This is a genomic window from Lacihabitans lacunae (genome assembly GCF_042649125.1).
In the GTDB taxonomy this organism is placed as follows: domain Bacteria; phylum Bacteroidota; class Bacteroidia; order Cytophagales; family Spirosomataceae; genus Leadbetterella; species Leadbetterella lacunae.
This window is the reverse complement of sequence record NZ_JBHRYQ010000001.1, coordinates 3,664,391-3,684,334: the sequence shown is the minus strand read 5'-3', so window position 1 is coordinate 3,684,334 and position 19,944 is coordinate 3,664,391. Positions and strand designations below refer to the sequence as shown.

The window sequence follows — 19,944 nt, the reverse complement described above, 5'->3', positions numbered from 1 at the left end:
CGTGTATCTTTCAACTTTAGACATATTTAAAGCCGTGTTTTGTCTCAAACAGACCTGACTAACTTAAATATCTCTAAAAAATGAAAAGAAAATATAGCGTATTTCTCCTGTTACTCTCGGTAATATTTACTGCATGTGACAGCCAAAAAGCAGACGACCCAAATCCGAAATTTGACCAAAAAGACTTATTCCCACTCAGTATTGGCAAAACCTTTAATTATTGGTTAAAAGCTTACGACACAAGCGGGAATGAAACTGCTGACAGGCGGTTCTCCCAAAAAATAGAAGGAGACACTGTAGCTAAAGGAAAAACGTGGTTCAAAAGCCCCGACACACCTACATATATAAGCAATCAACCCGATGGCTTACATTATTATTATTCTTTCAATGGAGAAGAATCTCTAATTTATAAATACCCATGCGAAAAAGGAGATAAATACGAGAGTTTTGCCTACACTTACAAACCAGAAACGGGTGAACGTTATGTAACAGTTATAGGCGTGAAAAACGTTGAAGTCATTTCTACAAACACCAGTGTAACCTCCCCCCTTTCTGGAAAAAAATATGAAAACTGCATACTATATAGAACTGCGAAATTTACCCCAACTAACACAGAAGGAATCAGAATTTACCCCAGCGAACAATACGTAGTTCCAGGAATAGGAGCAGTATTAATAATAGATTATTATGACGAAGCCAGAAAAAACAGAACTTCAGTAAGGGAGCAACTTGATTAACCAGGTTAGTTAAAGCATCTGTTTTATTTATAATTTGTTCTACATACTATTTTGATTTAATCGTTGATTAGACATATAACTGTCAAATCTATATCTAAAGGTGGCAGTCGAGATTCACAGAAAGTGCAAGTTCACGCAGCTCTCAAGGCTGCGGTCGCATCTCCTTAACCGCTACCTCGTCTAATTGATATGCTCAAGTAAACTTAAAATCTCTATTTCAATTTATACTCCACAACTTTGGGGTTTAGTAAATTTCTATAAGAGTTGAGGGGAGCGACGACTCGCGATTCGAAAAAATGACGAAAAAGGCAAAAAAAAGAATGATAATTAAATCTCTTTTCTATGGGAGTTGAACGGTGCGACGTTTCGCGATTCGAAATCCCGACCAAAAAATACATAAAAAAGGATGAATTAAATCTCTTTTTTTTGTGGGAGTTGAGCGGTGCGACGTTTCGCGATTCGAAATCCCGACCAAAAAAGCAAAAAAAGGATGAATTAAATCTCTTTATTGTGAGAATTGAGCGGTGCGACGTCTCGAGATTCGAAAAACAGACCAAAAAAGGCAAAAAAAGGATGAATTAAATCTCTTTTCTGTGGGAGTTGAGCGGTGCAAAGACTCGCGATTCGAAAAACTGACGAAAAAAAGACATTAAAAAGGATGAATTAAATCTCTTTTTTGTGGGAGTTGAGAGGTGCAAAGACTTCCGATTCGAAAAACTGACGAAAAAGGGCAAAAATAAAGAGGTCAATTAAATCTCTTTTCTGTGGGAGTTGAGCGGTGCAAAGACTCGCGATTCGAAATCCCGACCAAAAAAGGCAAAAAAGGGAAGAATTAAATCTCTTTTTTTTGTGGGAGTTGAGCGGTGCGACGTTTCGCGATTCGAAAAACAGACGAAAAATGGCATAAAAAAAGAGGTCAATTTGACCTCTTTTTTGTGGGAGTTGAGGGATTCGAACCCCCGACCCTCTGCTTGTAAGGCAGATGCTCTGAACCAACTGAGCTAAACTCCCTTTTCCGTTTCGACTGTTTGTCGTCGTTTGGGATTGCAAAGATGCACGACTGTTTTTTTATTTCCAAAAAATATTAGAAAAAAGTTTAAAATATTTTTTCTCAGCATGAAAAGTTTAACTTTTTGACAAAAAAATACAATACTTAGGCAATTAGTATCAAAATCAAGCACTTTTTTAACCTAATTTTGACCCAAACATAAACCAAAAATTTTACGATGGCTCTAGAACAAACTTGGAGATGGTACGGACCAAATGATCCCGTTAGCCTAAATGACATTAAACAAGCGGGTGCTACCGGAATAGTTACGGCTTTGCATCATATCAAAAATGGTGAAACTTGGACAACCGAAGAAATACTTAAACGCAAATCTGAAGTCGAAGCCTCTGGCCTGACTTGGTCTGTGGTAGAAAGTATTCCTGTGCATGAAGACATCAAGAAACGAACAGGGCACTTTGAGCTTTATATTGAAAACTACAAAACATCGATAAAAAACCTTGCAGCTTGTGGCATAGATACCGTTTGCTATAATTTTATGCCGGTTTTAGACTGGACACGTACTGACCTCGACTTTGTGATGCCGGACGGCTCTACCGGCCTGCGTTTTGACATGGTTGAGTTTTGTGCGTTTGAGACCTTCCTTTTAAAAAGAAAAAATGCCTTTTTAGATTATCCGAAAGAAATTCAGCTGGCTGCAGAAAAATGGTTTGACAACGCCTCTGACGAACAAAAAACTAAACTGATTAGAAACATTATTGCTGGGCTACCTGGAAGTGAAGAAAGCTTTACTATCGAGCAATTTGGAGGGGCTTTAAAGACATACTCAGAAATAGACGATAAAGCACTCAGAAATAACCTTTACGAGTTTATCAGAGCCGTTGGGCCAGTTGCCGAAGAAGCGGGCGTATTATTAGCAATTCACCCTGACGACCCTCCATATACCATCTTAGGGCTTCCGCGTGTAGTAAGTACTGAAGACGATGCCAAGCAGCTTCTAGATGCCTACCCAAGCAAAGCCAATGGTTTGTGTTTTTGTACAGGTAGCTATGGCGTGAGGGCCGACAATGACCTAGTGGGCATGGTTGAGAGACTCGGAGATAGAATAAACTTTATACACTTAAGAGCCACCAAAAGAGACGCCCTGGGCAACTTCCACGAAGCAGACCATCTGGATGGCGATGTAGACATGTTTGGTGTAATGCAGGCTCTTGTAAAACAACAAGCAAAACGCCAAGCAGAAGGCAGAGAAGACTTAAGACTGCCGTTTAGGCCTGACCACGGCCACAGAATGTTAGATGACCTCAATCCAACTAAAAAGACCAACCCTGGCTATACCGCTATCGGTAGGCTACGTGGCTTAGCAGAACTAAGAGGACTTGAACTTGGAATTAGAAGAAACTTGGGTTTAAAATAAAGAGCTAGCTACTTTAGTAAAAATATATGGATTGAAGTTCACTTTACATTTAAAGTGAATTTCAATCTATTTTTGCAAATGCTCTGACTGGAAAAGTGCCCATCCCCTTTATTTTAGGTGGCACAGCACTAAATGTAAAACCTGAAGAAGGCAATTGAGCTAAATTAGTCATATGCTCAACAATCAAAATTTCGGCTCCTAGAAGCAAAGTATGAATCGGCCTTGTATTTGTTCTTGTATCGTCTATGTTGTGTGAGTCTATACCAACCAACACTACCCCACTATCCTTTAAAAATTCAGCTGCTTCTTCAGAAAGAAACGCATGATTTTCAAAATACGCGTCTGTTCCCCAATAGTCAGACCAATCGGTTTGTATAAGCACAGCTTTCCCTTTTAAATCTAATCCTTCAAAAGCCGAAATGTCAACACTTAAACTCTCTTTGTGCGAAACCTGAACTTTGACAGCAGGTAAATCTACAAAAGACCCAAGCCCAAACTCTGAGAGGTCTTTTCCGTTTTCATACCTATGAAATGGGCAGTCAATGTAGGTTCCCGTGTTGGAAACCATCTCTATTTTTCCAATTTGAAAACTTGCCCCATTTCCATAGTTTTTCATGGAATCCTCTCTTGATAGATAATCACAAATTATGGGAGCAGGCAAACCTTTATAGGTTATCATTCCATCAGAAATGGTGTGGCTTAAGTCTATCAGTTGAGACATTTATCGAAGAGGATTTTTGGAAATGAAAGACTTATTTTTTCTTACGTTTCTTTTGTTTTTTATTTTCAAAATCCGCAATTTCTTGCATCACATCTTTGAATGTATGCATTTCTCCATCAGATACCATCTTGGTTTCTTCTACTGCGTTTTTATCTAAATCTACTCTTGGAAGTGGCGAGCCCACATATTTTTCTATTTCGGCCAAAAGTGGCAATTCTTCGGGAGCAAAAAACGAATACGCTTGCCCTTTTTGAACTCCCCTACCGGTTCTACCTATTCGGTGTACATAGTTTTCGGGCTCTTCTGGCAAATCATAGTTTACCACGAAATCTACATTCGGTATATCAATGCCTCTCGCACTAACATCCGTAGCAATTAAAATCTTCAGTTCGCCCGTTGTAAACTTCGCCATCGTCAACTTACGCTCTTGGTGGGTTTTGTCTGAGTGTATACTTTCTGTACTAATCTGCACACGCTGCATAGCCGCCACCACTCTTTCAACCCGCACTTTAGTTCTAGCAAAAACCACCATCTTACTGTCTGGATTTTCCTTGATTAGCCTTTCCAAGAAAAAGCGTTTATCGTCCATTTCTACGGCCATTGCATGGTGCGTAATGTTTTTAGAAATAGGGTTATCAGGAGAAATTTGTATCCTTATGGCGTTTTTAACTAAGGAATATGCAAGCTTCTTTATGACGGGGTTTATCGTTGCCGAGAAGAAAAGTGTTTGTCTGTGCTTAGGCAAATAACGAATAATATCTTCTATGTCTTTAATAAAACCAAGGTCTAACATATGGTCAGCCTCGTCTAAAATTAATATTTTCAGATAATCTAACTCCACATATCCCTGCGACCTAAGGTCAAATAACCTTCCGGGTGTAGCCACCAATATGTCTACTCCTTTTTTTAGTTTTGCTATTTGCGGCTCTTGATCGGTACTGCCGTGAAGAGCCATTATTTTTGCAGAAGAATATTTTCCGATGCTTTTAAATACATCGGCTATTTGAATAGCTAGCTCGTGCGTGGGCACCATCACAAGTACTTGTATGCCTCTAGCCTTTCTTATTACAGCAGCTTTCTCTAAGATATCTAAAACCGGAATTGCAAATGCGGCGGTTTTACCCGTACCTGTTTGAGCAATCGCCAAAACATCTTCGCCTAACAAAATAGGCTTAATGGCTTTAAATTGAATATCCGTTGGTTTTTTGAAACCCAACTCTTGTAAACTCTCTTTTATTTTTGGGGAAATATGGTAGTCGTCAAATTTCATCTTCTGGAGTTTCTCTTGTAGTCGTTATCCCAACTAACTATTTCTTTTAAGCTTGTTTTGCTTTTCTTGAACCAATCACGCGGTTGGTTTTTCTCACCGTTTTTGTTTTTTTGAGCTTCAGATACTATAATCGCTCTGCCTTCTTGAGCTGAGCCGTTAAGCTCTGCAATAGCTCTCATGCCTTGCTTTCTGTCAGGCATTTCTACAAAACCAAAACCTTTGTTTTGGCGTGTTCTTTTGTCAATCACCACCTTAACTGAGTTTACTTTTCCGTAAGCCGAAAAAATCTCTTCTAGGTTTTTCTCTGTAAACTTAAAGGGAATGCTTCCCACAAATATATCCATAATCGTATTTTACTTTGTTAATTCACTAAAAACGGACTCAAGCGTTTTGCCGTTTTTTGTTAGATTTATAATAGAATCTGACGCCACCAAATTCCCTTTGTTTATCACTATCACTTTGGTACACAGGGCCTCCACTTCTTGCATGATGTGTGTACTTAATATGATAGTCTTATTTTTACTAATTTTCTTTATCAAATTCCTGATTTCTACCAGCTGATTAGGATCCAAACCGGTAGTGGGCTCATCTAAAATCAACACCTCTGGGTCATGTATGAGTGCTTGTGCTAAACCTACACGTTGCCTATATCCTTTTGATAGTTGCTCTATTTTTTTGTTTTTCTCAGGACCTAAGCCTACTAATTCTATTATTTCAATAACCCTATCTTTTAAAAACTTCCCTTTCAAGCCGCTAAGCTCACCCATATACGTCAAATATTCGGCTACGTACATTTCCAAATACAAAGGATTGTGCTCGGGCAAATACCCCAATTTCCTTTTGTTAGATACGCCATCAACCGAAATAAGCTCTTCGTCTAAAAATGCCTCGCCCGAAGTTGGCCTTAAATAACCCGCAAGAATCTTCATTGTGGTAGACTTTCCTGCACCATTTGGCCCTAAAAAACCGACAATCTCACCTGTATTTATCTCAAAACTAAGCGAGTTTACCGCTGTTTGAGCACCATAAGTTTTTGTGAGTTTGTTTACACGAATAGACATACTAATTTAAATTTAAGAATATTACACAAAATTAATCATTAATTCTTTGCAAATAACTCCAAACCATGATTTGATTTGATAAAACCACCTGGCAAACCGATGTTAAAAAGTGTTAAACGGTTTTTATACCAACTCCTATCTTGTTAGATTTGATAAAAATATCGGTTTAGGTTTTGAAAAAAATTAATATTCTTATTGCGGTCATGTTTGTGGCTCTGATATCCTTGATAGCATTTCAATGGTATTGGATCCAAAACGCATATTCCGTAAAAAATGAGCAGTTTGACCGAAAAGTAATAGATACACTTAAGGAAACGGTTCACAAAATAGAGAAACAAGAAGTTATATTTTTGGCCAAACAAAAAATGCTTTTTGAAGAAAAACAGCGACTAATAAACATCTCGAAAAAATCGGTTAAAAATCATACGCATAAAAATGACAATCGGGTTTATGTAAACACAGATAAACCTCAAACAAACAAAGACTCTTTACAAACCACTGAAGTTTATAAGTCAGAACCCGACATCCTTACGTTTTCAGGTTTTCAAAATGGCATTCATAGTGACAGACTCATTATTTTGCCTAATAATAACCAACAGTTTTTTAGAGATTTTCTAGAAGAAGAATTTCTGACCATGGAAAAGTTCAGGAAAAAGTCTTTGGAAATGGCCAATAAGCAAAGCAATGTCAATGATTTCATTACTTTTTTTGATGAAGAACTTAACAAGCAGTTTGAATTAAGGTCAAAAAACTCCTATGAATTTTATCTGAATGAAAATCCAAAGAAAAATGCAAAAGCTCTAGACGGACAAAACTTTAAAGAAAACAACGGAAAACCCAATAACAACCAAGCCCAAAAAAGCAAGGAGAATAAAAACACAAAACCCAAAGAGGAAATAAAAGTAGAACAAGCCAACTTAGTGAAAGATGTTTTTACGGATTTGATTTTGGGAAAAAGAAGCATTTATGAGCGACTAGGCCACATCATGCTCGATACGTTGCTTAAAACCGAATTTAAAAACAATGGCATTAACCTGCCATTTGAATATGGAGTAAAAGACAATGGCTTGGTGATTTTCGCTTCGATGAAACCCAATCACCAACAAAACCCGCTTGATCGAGCATACAAAGTGAGGCTTTTCCCGAATGACACTTTTGAGCAAGAACAGTTTCTTCACGTATATTTCCCAGACAAAGACGACTACATTATGCACAATATGTGGAGCGTGTTTGGCAGTTCGTTTTTATTGATATTTATGGTAGGTGGTGTATTTTATTATTCAGTAAATACCTTACTAACGCAAAAAAAACTTTCGAATATTAAAAATGACTTTATAAATAATATGACGCATGAACTCAAAACTCCAGTATCAACCATTGCCTTGGCACTTGAAGTTATAAGAGACAAAACCATAGAAAAGACACCAGAAAAAACTGAGCGATATTTGAATATCATTCATGACGAAAACAAAAGACTAGGCGTGCAAGTAGAAAAAGTTTTACAAATAGCCCAATTAGAAAAAGGCGACATAACACTCAAACTTGAGCCTTTGGATATTAATGAAATATTGGGCAAGGTTGTCCAAAATTTAAGTGTTCAGATAGAGCAAAAAGAAGTAAACCTTGAAATTAACTTAAACGCAATCAATACCGAAGTTTTGGCTGACCAAGTGCATGTTACTAACATATTTTTTAACTTGATGGACAACGCCATTAAGTACAGCAACGAGTCGCCCAATATTTGTATCTCAACCGAAGACACAGATGACGGCGTTATGGTATCGATAAAGGACGACGGCATAGGGATTCCAAAAGATCAACTAAGCAAAATATTTGAGAAATTTTATAGGGTGCCCAAAGGAAATCTACACGACGTAAAAGGCTTTGGCCTTGGCTTAAGCTATGTAAAAAACATGATTGAGCTTTTGAAAGGAAAAATAGAAGTTAATAGCAAAATTGATTCAGGAAGCGAATTTAAAGTAACCCTACCCAATACCTAAACCAAAAAATACATGAAAATACTCCTCGCCGAAGACGATCCAAACCTAGGTTTACTTACGCAAGAATATTTAATAGCAAAAGGCTATGATGTTAAATTAGCCAAAGACGGAAACGAAGGTTTGGACGTATTTCTTTCCGAAAGCTTTGATTTCTGTATCTTAGATGTCATGATGCCAAAGAAAGACGGCTTCTCATTAGCTAAAGAAATTAGGACCAAAAGCCCCAATATCCCTTTGGTTTTTTTGACTGCAAAGTCTATGACAGAAGACACCATAAAGGGTTTTGAACTTGGTGCCGATGACTATATCACCAAACCTTTTAGCATGGAGGAACTCTTGGTCAGAATAAAGGCCATAATGAAACGTGTTACAAAAGCAGACAAAGAGGATGAAAAAAGCGAGTTTTTAATAGGTAAATATACATTTGTACCCAATCAGCACGAATTAAGCCTAAATGGCGAAACCCAGAAACTGACCACCAAGGAATCTGACTTACTAGCTCTTTTCTGCAAAAACCAAAACCAAACGGTAAGCAGGAGCTTTGCACTAAAGCTTATCTGGGGCGACGACTCTTATTTTAATGCCCGCAGCATGGATGTCTACATAACCAAGCTCCGCAAATACCTAAAAGCAGACCCAAGTATTCAAATCATGAACCTCCACGGCGAAGGCTTTAAGTTGGTGTGTTGAGCTAGTCTAGATGATAATTCTTTTCGCCAGCGGTTACTTCCAAATCTAGCATATTTTGCTCAGGAGGTAGTGGACAAGTGGCAAATGGCGTAAATGCACACGGTGGATTTTGAGCCTTGTTAAAATCTAAAAATATCTCACCAGACTCTTTGGGCATAGGAGCATACAAAAACCTTCCTGCTCCATAGGTACTTATTTTGTTGGTTTTGTCTCCAAACACAAAAAACAACTGCTCGCCTTCGGCAATAGCATGCATACTGTATAATTTTCCTTTTCTTGAAAAAGTTACTTTCCCTGGAGACTCCAACTGATTGGTTTGTCCGGTCACATCCAATATGCCAATAGTCTGACCTACCGTTTTTTCATACTTGGCTTTTACTCGCCAGCTTGGGTCTATGTCAAAATAAGAGATGCCTTTAAATTCTTGCAGGAATTCACTTTCTAAATCTCTTAGTCTCACGCCATATTTTTGGCCTCTTTTTATTACAAACCACCTCAATGAGCCAAAACTACTTACTTTATTTTCTTCAGATGGAAATAATTGAGCTTCCTGCGAGCCAATGTTGTTAATCAATATTTGTTTTTTTAGTAAAGAAGAAAAAGTCACCACACCATTAGCAAGCACAAACTTGCCCATAAAAGGCTTTGCCTTCCCATTTGGAAAAATAATGTCATTTGAAATATCAGTTCCAAATGAATTTTCACCTTCTTTTAACCAAAATAACCCTGCCAGATTTAACCACCCATTTTCGTTTTTAAGTTCCTCTGCTCGACCCTTCCTCCATTCCATAATTTCTTTTTCATAATCATCAATTTTAAAAACAATAGAACTTAAAAGAAGCAGAAATACAAAACCAAACAGATACGTTTTCATTGTTAATTATTTATTAATACCCATCAAAAATACAAAATTTACCCACTAAATTAAGTTGTGTTCGTTAACTTTAACTATCCGATAATTTTATTCAACCAAATATGAAAAACCTCCTATTGTTCTTTTGTTTTCTTAGCTTTTCACTTTCAGCTCAAAATGTGAATCTTATGACTTTTAATATCCGCTACGACACCGATAGAGATGGTGAAAACAAATGGGCCAACAGAAAAGACCATGCTGCACAAATGTTGACCTTTTATGATGTTGATATTTGTGGTATGCAAGAAGCCCTCATTGGTCAAATCAAAGACCTAGAGCAGCGACTCCCAAACTATGCATATTTTGGCAAAGGAAGAGATGATGGCCAAGAAAAAGGAGAATTCTCTCCCATATTTTATAATACCAAGACGCTAAAACTACTCCAATCAGATACTTTTTGGTTAAGTGAAACACCAGAAAAACCGTCTAAAGGCTGGGATGCTGCATTTCCAAGAGTAGTAACTTGGGGCTTATTCGAAGATTTAAACTCAAAAGTTAGATTTTATGTATTTAACACACATTTCGACCACATGGGCCAAATTGCAAGAAAGCAAAGTGCAAAATTACTTTTAGCAAAATCTAAAGAAATAGCAAAAGACCAGGTGTACTTTTTGATGGGAGACTTTAACAGTATACCAAGCGACGAACCGATGGTTTTAATAAAAAATGAATTAAAAAACACAGAAGAAATAAGTACATCTGGACATTTTGGCCCCGAAAGTACTTTTTCAGGATTTGAGTCCAGGGAACAAAAAAACAAAAAGATTGATCATATATTTTGTAACAACAAAAAAATAATAATTAAAAAACATGCTACTTTAAGCAATACATGGGCTGGTTTGTTTGCCTCTGACCATCACCCCGTTATGGTTAGTGTTGAACTGAAAAAATAGGCAAAACTTGTATTATTAAAATTTTTTAATAATTTTACATAAAACCTTAAATATCAAACAATGCAGTTTACTTCAAAATACTTATTTCTGACCTTTTGCTTATTTGCAAGCAGCGTAATATTTGCTCAGCATAATATAATTCCCACTCCGGTAAAATACGAAAATACCTCGGGCATGTTTATGTTAGATAATCAAACAGCCATACGTGTTAACACCAAAGACGAGTCGGTTACTAAAATGGCCCAAGGTTTTGTTGATTTTTTATCAAAAGCAGGTACCAATGTAGAGTTATTAAAAAATGCAACTGACAAAGTTCCAAGCAAAGTGATATCACTTAATTTGGCTAATGCCGCGATATCAGAAATAGGAACAGAAGGGTATACATTAGAAGTAAATGATAAGGAAATAACAATTAATGCCAATAAGCCTGCCGGTATATTTTACGGGCTGCAAACCCTTAGGCAACTACTCCCTGCTAACTTCGAATCGCTAGACTACCCGATGGGCATAGGAATGATTATGGGTTGCAAAATAACCGATTACCCAAGATTCGGTTGGAGAGGGTTAATGTTTGACGATAGCCGACATTTCTTTGGAGTAGACGCCGTAAAAAGTTACATAGACAAAATGGCCCAATACAAATTCAACGTGTTTCATTGGCACTTAACAGACGACGAAGGTTGGAGGATAGAAATAAAATCGCTGCCAAAACTAACAGAGATTGGTGCGTGGCGAGTAGAGAGAAATGGGAAGTTTGGAGAAAATAGACCTTACCCTAAAGAAGGAGAAAAAGCTACATACGGTGGATTTTATACCCAAGAGCAAATAAAAGAAGTAATTAAATACGCCGCTGACAGAAACATTCGAATTATTCCTGAAATAGACATACCGGGACATAGCATGGCGGCCTTAGCCGCATATCCCGAACTTTCTACCCTAAAACAGCCTAAATTTGTTAACCCAGGCAGCAAGTTTGCTGAATGGTACGGAGATGGAAAGTTTGAAATGCTAATTGAAAACACACTAAACCCCGCAGATGAAGCTGTATATACTTTTGTAGATAAGGTGATGACAGAAGTGGCAGCCTTATTTCCTTCAGAATATATTCACATGGGAGGAGACGAATGTTATCATGGTTTTTGGGAAAAAGACCCAAGCGTTCAGAAATTTATGCAGAAAAATAAAATAAAGGACACGCATGAACTGCAAAGTTACTTTGTAAAAAGAGTAGAAAAAATAATCAACAGCAAAGGCAAAAAAATGATTGGCTGGGATGAGATTCTTGAGGGCGGCCTAGCTGACGGAGCTGCCGTGATGAGTTGGAGAGGGATGAAAGGCGGCATAGAAGCAGCCAAAATGGGCCACCAAGTGGTTATGTCTCCTACCACATTTGCTTATTTGGACTACACCCAAGGAGACAAAAGCGTAGAGAATCCAATTTATGCAGACCTTAGCCTAAGAAAAGCCTATTCTTTTGAACCCGTGCCAGAGGGAGTCGATCCAAAATTTATATTGGGTGGCCAAGGAAACCTCTGGACGGAAGTGATTCCGAATATTCAGTTTGCAAACTATATGACCTACCCAAGAGCCTTTGCTATTTCAGAAAGTGTTTGGAGCCCGAAAGAATCCAAAAACTTTGAAAACTTCATTTCGCGTACGGAACAACACTTTACAAGATTTGATGCATCCAAAACCAATATTTCAAAAGCTATTTATGACCCGATTGTTATTGTAACAAAAGATGGAGAGAAACTAATGGTTACCCTGCAATCAGAAATAAGTAATGCAGAGATCTTTTATACAATAGACAACACTTACCCGGTAAATTATGGCACAAAATATACCAATACTTTTGAAGTGCCAGAAGGAGAACTGAGCTTAAGAACCCAATTGTATAGAAACGGACAGCCAGTTGGTAGGTTACTTCAAATCTCTAGGGAACAATTGCTGCAACGCATAAAATAAAAATTTAGATAAACCCGCTCATTTCTTTACTCAACAAATAAAGTTTAGTGAAATTATTGAAAGGGTACAATATTTGCTCAGTTGAAACAGAATTTATTACTGTTTTAACTGAGTGAAATGTTTATAAAATTATCTATCATGGCCAATGTCTTGATTGGCTTACTTTTTAATCCATTTGTAGCTACAAATTACATCCATATTACCAAAAGATTCGAAATCCACGGGATTGACATTTCACATCACCAAAGATATATCAATTGGGAAAACGTGCAAGAGCACAGTGATTTCAAAATTAGCTTCTGCTTTCTAAAAGCTACAGAAGGTGCCACTTTTAAAGATACCAAGTTTCCAAACTATTGGGACGACTGCAAAGACGCGGGCATTTCTAGAGGTGCTTATCATTTTTTTAGTATTTCAAAAAGTCCTTATGCCCAAGCACAAAACTTTATAGGCTCAGTAGATCTCCAAAAAGGCGACCTTGCCCCTGTTTTAGATTTCGAATCAGAAAGTCAAAATCTAAGTACTACTGAAGTTAGAAAGAGAATCACCACTTGGTTGACAATTGTAGAAAAGCATTACGGAGTTAAACCTATTATATATACCAACTCACATCTCTTTAATAAATACATTAAAGGATATTTCAAAAACAATACATTATGGATAGCCGACTATAACACCTCGGATATAAATTATGCTGTATCGCATCCTAACCTAAAATTCTGGCAATACACCGAAAAAGGTAAGATTGATGGAATTTCGGGCAGTGTAGATATAAACGCTTTTTTAGGCGAATATCAAGAGTTTGAGAATCTAAAAATTTATTGATTTCAAAGTAAAAAATATTAACTGGGATATACATCAAAACAATCCAATTCTAATTAAAAGTTAATTAAAATATCATTAAGAAATCATTAGAATTCAATTAGCCCAAATGTCAATATTTGACCCTTTTGTTGTATTATCGGAATTTTTCGTCTACAAAATCCCACTATTTCTCATTTAGATTATGACGTTAAAGTTAAATATTGTTAAATTAAATTTTTCAAAATTAACTTTTTAACAAACTTTATGAAGAAATTTCTACTAACAATCCTATTATTAGGAGGGTTTGGATTTGCCTATTCACAAGGTCAAATCACGGGTACGGTTTCATCTGCTGACGATGGTTCAGAGATACCGGGAGTAAGCGTAAGAGTAAAAGGTAGCAATACTGGAACTCAAACAGACGTAAACGGTAAGTATTCCGTTTCTGCAGCCAAAGGTGCTGTTCTACAATTTAGCTTTATTGGTTTTATGCTTCAAGAAGTAACAGTTGCAAACGAATCTGTTATTAATGTAGCCATGAAAGTAGATAGTAAAACATTACAAGAACTAGTAGCTACTGGTCTTGGTCGTGTAAAAGAAGAGAAAGCCGTTGGTACTGCGATGCAAACAATCTCTAACGAAAAATTAACTTTCGTTAAAGAAACCAACGTTGCTAGTGCACTATCAGGAAAAATAGCGGGTGTGAAACTTCAAGGTGCACCTTCTACATCATTCCGTGAGCCAAACCTTCAAATTAGAGGGGCTTCTGGTCTTTCTATTTATGGTAGCCCACTTTATGTATTAGACGGCACTCCAGTTGAGCTTAACGCTGTAAACATGGACAACGTTGAGTCTATCTCAGTTCTAAAAGGTGCTGCAGCAACTGCCATCTACGGACAAAGAGCCTCTGAAGGTGTGGTGGTATTAACCACAAAAAGAGCGAAAAAAGGAAAGATTCAGGTTGACCTGAACTCTGCAACTACATTCTCTAATGTATATAACTTGCCTCCTTACCAAAACGAATATGCGGGTGGATACTCTCAGGAGATTCCTACATTTGAGTACAATCCTGCTATTCACCCAGCTGAATGGGCGAGTTTTAACGGACAAAATACTTTAGAATATTATGCTGACGAAAGCTGGGGTCCTAAAATGGACGGAAGACAGTATCGTCCTTACTATTCATGGTTCCCGTCTTCTCCAGAATTTGGAAAACAAACGGCATTAAACCCACAACCGAATAACGTGAAAGATTTCTTTCAGACGGGTGTTGATTTAAACAATAACATTACCTTAAGCGGTGGAAGCGAAAACGGAACTATGAGACTGTCTTATACAAACATTGACAGAAGCCTTCCAATACCTAACACAAAGCTGAAAAGGAACTTTGTGACGGTAAACAGCACATACAAACTAGGCAAGAAAATAGAAGTAGGTGCAAACCTTAACTACATGTCAGAAAAGCAACAAGGTAGACCACTAGAAGGATACGGACAAGGTTTGTCTGGTAGCTTTAACCAGTGGTTCCAACGTCAAATAGACATGGACATCCTTTCTAACTACAAAAACCCAAATGGTACATTTAACTCTTGGAACATTAACGGTCCAGAAGACACTAAGCCATTGTATTGGGATAACCCATATTATGATGTAAACGAAAATATTTACAAGCATAACCAAGACAGGATCTACGGAGATGTTAATTTAAAATACAACATCACTAAAAAACTAAGCGTACAAGGATGGGTTAGAAATAGCTCTAAGTTTTTCGACAACTCATTTAATGTTGCCACTGGTGGTTTAAATCTTGACGGTTTTTATACTTCTGACCTAAAAACTGTTGAAAATAACTATGAGTTCATGTCAACTTACAACGACAGATTTGGTGATATTACAATGGACTTGAACTTCGGTGGTAACATCAGAAATCAAACAGCATTGTCTACTTCACAAAGTACAGTAGGTGGTCTTTCTATCCCTGCATTTTACCAAATTAGTGCAAGTAAAGATGCTCCGTCAATTGCATACAGAAAATCAGAGAAAATTGTACGTAGTTTATATGGAATCGCATCATTTGGTTATAAAGGATTGCTATTCTTAGATGCTACATTGAGAAACGACTGGTCTTCAACACTTCCAGTTGAGAACAATTCATATCTATATCCATCAATAGCTTCTAGTTTTGTGTTTTCAGAATTCATGAAAGACCAATCTGTTCTTTCCTTTGGTAAATTGAAAGCTTCGTGGGCATCGATAGGAAGTGACACTGACCCTTATGGAATCTATCCTGTTTACAATGCAGGTCCACAAGGTAGCTACACTGTAATGAACTTACCTAGTCAACTGCCTAACGTTAATTTAAAACCGACATTGTCTACTTCATATGACTTAGGATTTGAATTGAGATTCTTGAAAGACAAAATTGGTATCGACTTTACATACTACAACAGATTAAATACAGACCAAATTCTTCCATTATCAGTACCTTCTTCGTCAGGATATAGCACTGCACTAGTAAATGCAGGTAAAATCCAAAACAAAGGTATTGAGATAGCGATGACGTTTAACCCTATTAAAACTGAAAACTTTAACTGGGACATTAACTTCAACGTAGCAAAAGCAACTTCAATAGTTAAAGAACTAGCGGAAGGACTTGATAACTATCAGTTGCCAACATTTGCAACATATGGTATAGGAACTCAAGTAGCGGGTTCATCTACTGCTTTTGGACCAACTGTAAACGCTAAAGTTGGTGAGCCATTTGGTACACTTATTGGCCGTGGATTTAGAATTGACCCAACTACAGGACAAAGAGTAGTAGGTGCAAATGGTAAGTATTTATATGATGACAACGTAAACCTTGGGTCTATCCTTCCTGACTTTACAGGTGGTTTCATTAACATGTTATCATACAAAAACATCAAAATGAACTTCAATATTGACTTCCAAAAGGGAGGAAAAGTATATTCTGTAACGAGAATGTTTAACGCATACTCAGGTTTAGGTGCTGAAACAGTCGGCTTAAATGCTAAAGGAAACCCTATGAGAGATGCAGTAGCAGATGGCGGTGGTTTACTAGCAGAAGGCGTATTGGCTGATGGAACTCCAAACACGCAATACATTGAAGCAGATACATATTGGAAGTCGTTTTTCAGATTACACGAAAGATGGTTATATGATGCTAGTTATGCTAAACTAAGAGAAGTAAGTATTGGTTACACATTACCAAAATCTCTTTATGAAAACGTATTGCCATTCAGAAGCATTTATGTTGGTGCTGTTGGTAGCAACGTCCTAATTTTAAGACAGCCTGTTAAAGGTCTTGACCCATCTGAGTTAGAAAGTATTTGGTCTGAAGGTGGTCAATTGCCAGCGGCAAGATCATTCGGTTTTAACATCAAATTAGGACTTTAATTTTTTAACTTTAAATCGATAACAAATGATGAAAAATATAAATAAATTCTTATTTGGAATAATCCTTACCGCAGGTATCACAGCCTGTGATCCGGGTGATTTCGGTGATGTAAATATCAATCCAAATAGCCCCTCAAACCCAATTGCATCATCTTTATTGACTGGTGCTGAAAGAGGAATTGTTTCTACCATTACTGACACTCAAGGCTCTCTTTATGTGCAGCAAATGGCAAATAAACAATATACTTCTGCCGATAGATATGAAACTGTACAATGGAGCTACAATGGTTTTTATACAGGCCCTTTGGTAAATTTGCAGAAAATCATTGATCTAAACTCAGATGCCGCTACAAAAGGTGATGCTGCCCAATTTGGTTCAAACAATAACCAAATTGCCATAGCACGTATTTTGAAGGCATATTTCTACATGCACATGACCGATAGATGGGGAGACATACCTTACTCTCAAGCATTGCAAGGCTCTACTAACTTTAAGCCTGCTTTTGATGCTCAAAGTAAAATCTATCCTGATTTGATTAAGGAAGTAACAGAAGCCGCTGCTCAAATAGACAATGGTGCTGCTATCAAAGGTGACATCATTAATGGCGGAAACATGACTAAGTGGAAGAAGTTTGCGAACTCACTTAAAGCCATAATGGCCTTAAGAATGTCAAAAGCTGACCCTGCTGCAGCCAAAACTGCTTTTACTGCTGCAATAGCTGGTGGAGTAATCACTACTAACGCCGATAATATCGTATATGCATTCCTTGCGGAAGACATTAATGACAACCCTTGGCAAGACAGATTTGAGTCTCGTAAAGACTGGACAGTAAGTGAGATTTTTGTAAATACACTAAAGTCTATGAATGACCCAAGATTAGGTGTTTTTGCTGACAAAGCACTCCTTAAGCAAGACTACGTAGGAATGGTTTACGGACTTGACGAAAGTAAAGCTGGATCTATTTCAAACGGAGATGTATCTTTCCTAGGAGAAGCAATGAGACAACAAACATCACCTGGTTACATAGTAACTGCAGCTCAAATGCACCTTGCAATGGCCGAGGCAGCAGTTTTAGGATGGACTACAGACGCTGAAGTACACTACAATGCAGCAATTAAGGCAGGTCTTGAGCAATACGGAAAAGGAGCTGAGTATGCTACATACATAGCAGGACCAAACGTAAAATACAATCCCGCAAAAGCAATGGAGCAAATTGGTACTCAAAGATGGATTACCTTATTCTCTTATGGATACGAAGCTTGGGCTGAGTGGAGAAGAACAGGATACCCTGTTTTAGCAGCTCCAGCAAACAATCTTAACCCAGGTGGATTAATTCCACGCAGACAAGGTTATACTACAATTGAGCGTGACTTAAATGCTGCTAACTACAACGCAGCAGTAAGTGCCCTTGGTGGTAAAGATGATTTGAACGGAAGAGTATGGTGGAATAAATAAATTCCAGCAATAACGATACGCCAAAGAGGCTGCTATTTGACAATGGCAGCCTCTTTTTTTGGGTTGGGAGGATATTTTACAATTATTATATAAACCTACAACTTAATAACTTGTGTTTATGAAGAAATTTAAATTTTAAAAGTCGACTCCCTTGAGTTTGACACCATTTTGAGTTAAGTGTTTGATTATAAGCCCTATTTGTTTAAAATCGGCTCTCTACAAATTCTGTTTTTGGATGTTTTTGAGACTTAAGCTTCACTGTGCAAAAGCTCCGACCTCCCTACATATATAATTCAGTCTTTGACCGTAGTGAAAAAACTTATTTCTCCTTTTTAATTGTATAAAATGCCACTATTCCATTTCTTAACTTAGCTTACTATTTTGTCTGGCAAAGACCGCTATAACCCCATTGTCACTTACACCGCTTTAATTCCCGCTAAATATTTTCTTCTCTAACTCTCCAAAAATCTTCTTCGTAGTTTTTATAGAGCTTAGATGCATGGTAATTATCTGCAAGAATTCCTTTAATATCTGGTAATACGAAACTTTTTACCAATTCGAAAATATTATCTGCTACTTTAAAATAAGGTTCTTCCCAGTCCCAAACCACTTGATAAATAACATCTAGGTCTTCGTTTTTCGTACTTACGAATAAACCGCCTCCTTGTCCGATATCTGCAATTCTCAGAAACTTAAACTTGCTCCATTCTTTTTCATGACATAAGTAGCTTTTCCAATCATTAGCAACTTTATCAATATCATCAAAATAAGAAATTGACAAAAACCATTTTTCATTATCTTTTAATGGTTCATATAATGGTGTATTTAATAAGTATTTTTCATTACGTTTGGAATTAAGAAAAAAATCGTTGAAGAATGATCCTTTTCCTGTTTTAAAATGCTCAATATAGAATTTATAAAGTGGTGGTAAACTAAAACCTAATTGTTTTTCCGTTTCTGTAATATTTATTTTATCAGTAAGCTCCCTTGTTCTAATCAATTCAAAGCCTTTTCTCATTTTTTATATATTTATACTTGAAAATATCTTGAGATCTTTTATCATTTTATCGTTAACCATCTCTTTCCCATCTTTTAAAAGTAAAGCGTCTAGGTGTTTTGCCATTTTTAAAAAAAACTCAAGGTCAAAAACAGACAGTTTTTCTTCAACATTTATCCCAATATAATTGAAGTCGGAACGAAAAGTAACCAGTATTCGATATTGTCTTTTCTTTTCGTTGAAATCAAAACAAGCAGTCCTTTTATTTAAGGATAATAATACTCTTTCTCTGAAAGATTCAGGTATTAAACTTAAATTTTGGATAGTAGTTTTACCTTCCTCCGTGTTTTCTTTCCACACAAAATTGTTATTTTCTACAAAATCAATCCATTTTTTATAGTCAATAGTTTCAAGGCACTTCTGTGTAATGTCAAACGGAATTTTCGCTATTTCTAGTTCTCTTATTTTATTAAGTTTCATCTTACTTTTAATTCACAAAATCTTTTAACGCCTTAATTTCAAATTTAATACCAGGATATGTGCTTGTTAATTTATTCTTTCACCAGCTGCCAGTATATTGACAGCGGTACTGATGTATAG

Annotated in this window: 16 protein-coding genes and 1 tRNA gene; 9 read left to right on the top strand and 8 right to left on the bottom strand. The window is 36.9% G+C overall.

Annotated elements, in window-relative coordinates:
• Positions 1-80 precede the first annotated feature (80 nt).
• Complete coding sequence (locus ACFOOI_RS15925; RefSeq protein ID WP_379839015.1) at positions 81-737, top strand: hypothetical protein; 657 nt, start codon at positions 81-83, stop codon at positions 735-737.
• A gap of 936 nt (positions 738-1,673) precedes the next feature.
• Here ACFOOI_RS15925 and ACFOOI_RS15920 read toward each other — a convergent pair.
• A tRNA-Val gene (locus ACFOOI_RS15920) sits at positions 1,674-1,748 on the bottom strand.
• 215 nt (positions 1,749-1,963) lie between these two features.
• Between ACFOOI_RS15920 and uxuA the strand changes: the two genes are divergently transcribed.
• A complete protein-coding gene (uxuA, locus tag ACFOOI_RS15915) occupies positions 1,964-3,160 on the top strand; it encodes a mannonate dehydratase (protein ID WP_379839014.1) in 1,197 nt (398 codons plus the stop codon).
• Positions 3,161-3,221: 61 nt separating this feature from the next.
• On the opposite strand, the gene ACFOOI_RS15910 is transcribed toward uxuA, so the two are convergent.
• The 4 genes from ACFOOI_RS15910 to ACFOOI_RS15895 are packed head-to-tail and all read right to left on the bottom strand — an operon-like array spanning position 3,222 to position 6,212.
• Entirely contained in the window at positions 3,222-3,881 is a 660-nt protein-coding gene (locus tag ACFOOI_RS15910; protein ID WP_379839013.1) for a cyclase family protein, read from the bottom strand.
• Positions 3,882-3,912: 31 nt separating this feature from the next.
• Entirely contained in the window at positions 3,913-5,151 is a 1,239-nt protein-coding gene (locus ACFOOI_RS15905; RefSeq protein WP_379839012.1) for a DEAD/DEAH box helicase, read from the bottom strand.
• On the bottom strand, positions 5,148-5,495 hold the full coding sequence (locus ACFOOI_RS15900; protein ID WP_379839011.1) for an RNA recognition motif domain-containing protein: 348 nt from the start codon (positions 5,493-5,495) through the stop codon (positions 5,148-5,150). Before ACFOOI_RS15900 ends, ACFOOI_RS15905 begins: the two co-directional genes overlap by 4 nt.
• 9 nt (positions 5,496-5,504) lie before the next feature.
• Positions 5,505-6,212: an ATP-binding cassette domain-containing protein gene (locus ACFOOI_RS15895; protein WP_379839010.1), complete on the bottom strand. Its 708-nt coding sequence runs from the start codon at positions 6,210-6,212 to the stop codon at positions 5,505-5,507.
• Between the two features lie 173 nt (positions 6,213-6,385).
• Between ACFOOI_RS15895 and ACFOOI_RS15890 the strand changes: the two genes are divergently transcribed.
• Together ACFOOI_RS15890 and ACFOOI_RS15885 are read left to right on the top strand one after the other, a co-directional pair.
• Positions 6,386-8,212, top strand: coding sequence for a sensor histidine kinase (locus tag ACFOOI_RS15890; protein WP_379839009.1), 1,827 nt, complete (start codon positions 6,386-6,388; stop codon positions 8,210-8,212).
• Positions 8,213-8,224: 12 nt separating this feature from the next.
• On the top strand, positions 8,225-8,902 hold the full coding sequence (locus tag ACFOOI_RS15885) for a response regulator transcription factor (RefSeq protein WP_379839008.1): 678 nt from the start codon (positions 8,225-8,227) through the stop codon (positions 8,900-8,902).
• Between the two features lies 1 nt (position 8,903).
• On the opposite strand, the gene ACFOOI_RS15880 is transcribed toward ACFOOI_RS15885, so the two are convergent.
• Complete coding sequence (locus ACFOOI_RS15880) at positions 8,904-9,776, bottom strand: DUF1684 domain-containing protein (RefSeq protein WP_379839007.1); 873 nt, start codon at positions 9,774-9,776, stop codon at positions 8,904-8,906.
• A gap of 101 nt (positions 9,777-9,877) precedes the next feature.
• Here ACFOOI_RS15880 and ACFOOI_RS15875 point away from each other — a divergent pair, with 101 nt between their 5' ends.
• The 5 genes from ACFOOI_RS15875 to ACFOOI_RS15855 all read left to right on the top strand — a co-directional run bounded on the left by ACFOOI_RS15875 (position 9,878) and on the right by ACFOOI_RS15855 (position 18,347).
• The gene (locus ACFOOI_RS15875) at positions 9,878-10,708 is read left to right on the top strand and encodes an endonuclease/exonuclease/phosphatase family protein (protein ID WP_379839006.1); all 831 of its coding nucleotides are present in this window, start codon (positions 9,878-9,880) and stop codon (positions 10,706-10,708) included.
• 60 nt (positions 10,709-10,768) lie between these two features.
• Complete coding sequence (locus ACFOOI_RS15870; RefSeq protein WP_379839005.1) at positions 10,769-12,673, top strand: beta-N-acetylhexosaminidase; 1,905 nt, start codon at positions 10,769-10,771, stop codon at positions 12,671-12,673.
• A 117-nt stretch (positions 12,674-12,790) separates the two neighbouring features.
• On the top strand, positions 12,791-13,498 hold the full coding sequence (locus ACFOOI_RS15865) for a glycoside hydrolase family 25 protein (protein WP_379839004.1): 708 nt from the start codon (positions 12,791-12,793) through the stop codon (positions 13,496-13,498).
• Positions 13,499-13,741: 243 nt separating this feature from the next.
• On the top strand, positions 13,742-16,891 hold the full coding sequence (locus ACFOOI_RS15860) for a SusC/RagA family TonB-linked outer membrane protein (protein ID WP_379839003.1): 3,150 nt from the start codon (positions 13,742-13,744) through the stop codon (positions 16,889-16,891).
• Positions 16,892-16,916: 25 nt separating this feature from the next.
• Complete coding sequence (locus ACFOOI_RS15855) at positions 16,917-18,347, top strand: SusD/RagB family nutrient-binding outer membrane lipoprotein (RefSeq protein ID WP_379839002.1); 1,431 nt, start codon at positions 16,917-16,919, stop codon at positions 18,345-18,347.
• Positions 18,348-18,783: 436 nt separating this feature from the next.
• On the opposite strand, the gene ACFOOI_RS15850 is transcribed toward ACFOOI_RS15855, so the two are convergent.
• Both ACFOOI_RS15850 and ACFOOI_RS15845 read right to left on the bottom strand, forming a co-directional pair.
• The gene (locus ACFOOI_RS15850) at positions 18,784-19,365 is read right to left on the bottom strand and encodes an SMI1/KNR4 family protein (RefSeq protein WP_379839001.1); all 582 of its coding nucleotides are present in this window, start codon (positions 19,363-19,365) and stop codon (positions 18,784-18,786) included.
• Positions 19,366-19,368: 3 nt separating this feature from the next.
• Positions 19,369-19,824 (bottom strand): hypothetical protein, encoded by a 456-nt coding sequence (locus ACFOOI_RS15845; protein WP_379839000.1) that lies wholly within the window; start codon positions 19,822-19,824, stop codon positions 19,369-19,371.
• Positions 19,825-19,944 lie beyond the last annotated feature (120 nt).